Source organism: Alkalibacterium kapii, assembly GCF_007988865.1.
Classification (GTDB): domain Bacteria; phylum Bacillota; class Bacilli; order Lactobacillales; family Carnobacteriaceae_A; genus Alkalibacterium; species Alkalibacterium kapii.
In genome coordinates, this window is sequence record NZ_BJUY01000043.1 from 1 (window position 1) to 4264 (window position 4264).

Sequence of the window (4264 nt, forward strand, 5' to 3'; positions counted from 1 at the left end):
AGAATAGTTACTTTCATCTTCCATTAAAGTGAGTCCGTCGTCTTTAAAGACATCCGTCAATTTAAGATTTTCCATTAGATAACTGTTTTGATTGATTTTCATTTGCCAGTCGATCTGTTTGTTACCAACATCTGTATTGATATGTTTTTTGATTATACCTTGCTGGCCCCACTTGCCACTGCTGCCATCAGAGTGTTCAGTTCCCGTATTGACTTTATTGGAAACACTGCCGTTACTTTCAACGATGTTATTACCTTTATCACCAAGTACATTCGTTGTGTAACGAATCTGATAAGCTTGTCTATCGATCGCTTCATTGAATTGCAGATCGAATCCAGAATCATCCGGATTAACAGTTAAGTCGTAAAGGGATGAATCGATTGGGTCTGTTGCAACGGTTGACTTGCCATTCTCATCGATCGTTACCGGATATACCTTTAATGAATTTTCATCAAGCGCCATCTGTCCTTTAGGTGTCCACGAATCTTTTAACTGAGCACTGCCCTTATCGATTCGCTTTTCATTGTAGTTATAGTTGATCGTCCAATTAAAAGACTGTTCTTTACTATTATATCCCGGATCGAGCTTTTCAATAGCTTTACCGTAACCACTGCTTACTGTAGATCTGGCGTCATAAGTAGAGCCGCCACTCGACAGGACTGCTTTATTTTTAAATCTCTGACTGCCATCGAATCCTTTATCCGGTTCAACGATCTCAGTTGCATAGTCAAGTCTGTAAGCTTGTTTTAATTGTTCCTCATCCAATCCGTTTAAATCAACGACGAGTTTGCCGTTATTCATTGAAACTGAATAGAATTCAGGAGACAGTACGTCTTTTTCAATTCGTTGTCCTTGGGGTGTCATTTTCAAGGTTGTTATGACTAGGCTGTCTTTTTTATATGTCATATTTATAGGAAGATCATCCGAAACAACTGGATCAACCATTTTTTTAAGTGATGTATTGATGTCCACAGTCCAATAGGCTTCAGTTGAGTTGAATCCTTCGCTGTTTATCGTTCCTTTTTTATCGATCAAACTACTGTTTTTTGGTGTGACAGGGAAGTTAACAGTCGTCTCAGGATCGACATCAAACTTTACTTCTTGTTCGATTTCATCACTCAATGCCTCTTCATCAAGAGACACTTCAAACCAGAACGAACCGTTCACTTCATCACCATCAACTGCTTCATTGAATAAAAAGGTTATTTCACCAGCAGCATTGACTGTCCATGTTCCAACGTCGCCTAATTTGCCTGACGTTCCAGATACTGGTTTAAAGGCATTGGGAAGCTGGAAACTGTATGTGTCTCCTCCGGTCGCCGTATGACCTTGCGTCAGGAACCAGTCAAGAGAAAGTCTGCCTATGGGTGAAACATCTAGGTCATAAGGATTGCCTGCACTGAATTCTGTTCCATTATCGTCCGTGAACAATACATTGCTAAATTTCAATTGGTCACCAACTTCAGCCAGTGTAGAAACAGATTCTTTTTTATCGGCTTTTACAGCGTCTGATTTTTCAGTATTATTAGTATTTTTAGACTCAGCAGGTTCTTCCGTCGCTTCTTCTTTGTCTAATTGAAGGTCTGCTTCATCATTAGACTCGTCTTTTATTTTTTCTTCAGAATCTTCTTTTTTATTTGTATCAGCGTTAGCCTCTTCGGAATCGACTGATTCTGATTTTTCTTCTGGCTTTTCAGAATCATTTTCTTGTGCGTTATTCTTTTCATCATCCACTTTTTCATTTGCATCTACTTTGTCTTCTGCTTTATTTGATTTTTCTTCTGTCTTATTTTCCATTTCCTTATTTACAGTCTGAGTAACATTTACGTTTAAGTTCCACTCATCACTTTTAGAATTGAAGACAAGCGTTTGTTGCCCAGCTTCTTTCGTATTCAATCTAGCTGAAAGGCGCACCTTTCCAGATTGAGTCGTCTCGGATTTTTGAGTCTTCAGCATCAACTGTTTTTCAGTCAGTATGTATACGCCTGCCTCATCTCCATTATCATTTTTTAACTTTTGAGTGCCTGGATGTGCTGTCAACGTTTCAGGAAGGTAAAGCGTTCGTTCGCGTTCCCCTGCTTGAGTCGTTTCCCACTCCAGTTCCAGTGTCACCTGAGAATCGTTAGTTACAACCTCCACTGTTTCACCGTTCTCATCGACCAGTTTAACCGACTTGAAGTTAATACCCTCGTCTGCCGACCAATCTTCTGCAATAACAGAGAATGGCATCATCATAAACTGCTGGACAAACAGTATCGCTACAAGTACGATCTGTAATCCTTTTTTCATAAAAACTCCTCCTTCATCGTTTTCTCATTAAAATGACATCATAATTAATTCTATCAAACTATCAGATGTTAAAGTTATCATAACTTGCAACGTGTCATGCAGAAAATGAATAAATGGGTTAGAAAATTTCGACTACTAACAGAACTATGATAAAATTAAATGTATAAAGCTACGAAAGGATGAGTAGTGACATGTGGAAACTTATACCTGAAAAAGAGCGTAAACAGTACACTATCATAGAACACTTATTTTTCGCTGAAAAAACACTTACCTTAGAAGAACTGACTGTCTTAGTTGACTCTTCAAAAAGAACGGTCAGTGATTACATAGACGAACTGAAAATTCGAGTAAGTAATATAGGGGGCTCAATAAATTCACTGGCTGAGGGTTATTCACTCGATCTCCCTGAAAATGTAAGCATCGATGCCTTTCAGCACAAGACCTTACGCTCCTCTCCTTCGTTGCAACTACTTGAAAAACTGCTCCTTAAAAATGAAATGACCGGACTGGATCTTGAAAATGAGCTCCATATAAGCAGTTCAACTTTGAGTAGAATGATTACAATCCTTAAAAAAGAATTATCTGACTATGGATTAATACTTGAAACACGTCCTTATCAAATAACTGGGGATGAGTTTTTAGTGAGACGTTTCTTCACTTCCTATTTTCTGGAAGTTTACGGCTATCAAAATTGGCCGCTTCCGTCTATTGATTACTATGAAATTGAAAAATTGATTGCTTCATTGGCAAAAATCGATTCCATCCAATTTGACACAGTGAATGTCCAGAAATTTGTTTTGTTTACTGCCGTCAGCATTGTAAGGGAGCGTTTCTACCGCGATTTAAACGATTCTGAATTGACAAAAGGATCCGGACTAACAGAGGAATTTAAGAACATGCATCTGTATGTTGATTCCTGGCTCAAAACTGTCGATATCTCTTCAGACAAAAAACAATTATATGGAAAGATTTACACTTCCTATATGTTCTACTACTTCAGATCGTACATTAAAAATATTATTCCTATAAATCGACCAGATTATACAGAAACGATTAAAGAAGGATTATGTGATATTGCCAAGTCTTTTGACTTACCGATAGCGGATTTTACACATATCGCTACCAAGATTGATGATATGATGTATCAGTACTCCAAAACAGCTTATGCCAAAGCCCTGAATACTTATCTTATTTTCAAACCTGCTGACTATAATCTGCTGAGGGAGACAAAAGAACAGTATCCCGATTTTAACAAAACGTTGATTGAATTTTTAAACAATATCTATTCTTTTTATGACATCAAATCAGAAAAAATCAATACAGAAGAGTTGCTTTATCTGATTCTTTCTAGATGGAAAAAACTTTTTCAACTTCTTTATGAAAACTATACAAGCTGTCACATACTTGTATATAGTCCGCTGGGATATCGTCATGCCGATAATATTGCCCGCTTTCTTCAGGCGAAACTCGAAAGCGCGTGTCGTGTATCTATTTATAATGACCCTTTTTTAAATAAACAGAGATTGAATAACTACAGCTTTGATATCCTTGTCTCATCCATCACACTTACTCTGGATATCGAACAGCCAGTCGTTTCCTTACATAGTAATATAACCAGCAGTCAACTAAAGCCTCTGTTCAGCGCCATTAACGATACATTTAAGAAGAACCGACGAAAAAAACGCGATGAAGAGGATAGTATGGATTAGAAATTTCATGCTAGAAATGATTTGGAGTAAAAGAGGTTCGCTTAATTGGTTAAAATGGGGTTATCTTAAGAAGTTTCGTTGTTTTTGGTGGAAAGTGCTAGAGGAAGTCTGTTTACTTAAGAAGTATAGGATTTTAAGAAAGAAACTCCTGAAGCTAAGTGATTAGCTTCAGGAGTTTTTCCTTTTATAGTTTCAACTTCTTTAGATAAGCTGAAATAAGGTTGTTCGTTCAAAAATAATATCTACTTTTACTATATTATTTTTAG

General features: G+C 37.2%; 2 protein-coding genes. One reads left to right on the forward strand and one right to left on the reverse strand.

All coding sequences use genetic code 11. The features are described 5' to 3' along the window. A partial coding sequence (locus AKA01nite_RS09120) for a collagen binding domain-containing protein (RefSeq protein WP_146925018.1) occupies nt 1-2289 on the reverse strand: 2289 nt, incomplete at its 3' end. 191 nt (nt 2290-2480) lie between these two features. On the opposite strand from AKA01nite_RS09120, the gene AKA01nite_RS09125 reads away from it, so the two are divergent. Continuing rightward, on the forward strand, nt 2481-3998 hold the full coding sequence (locus AKA01nite_RS09125; protein ID WP_186805158.1) for an AcpB/EbpR/MafR family transcriptional regulator: 1518 nt from the start codon (nt 2481-2483) through the stop codon (nt 3996-3998). The last annotated feature ends 266 nt before the right edge of the window (nt 3999-4264 follow it).

Coding starts and splice junctions, on each gene's coding strand:
- AKA01nite_RS09125 (WP_186805158.1), top strand. CDS start 2,481: ATGTGGAAACTTATACCTGAAAAAGAGCGTAAACAGTACACTATCATA.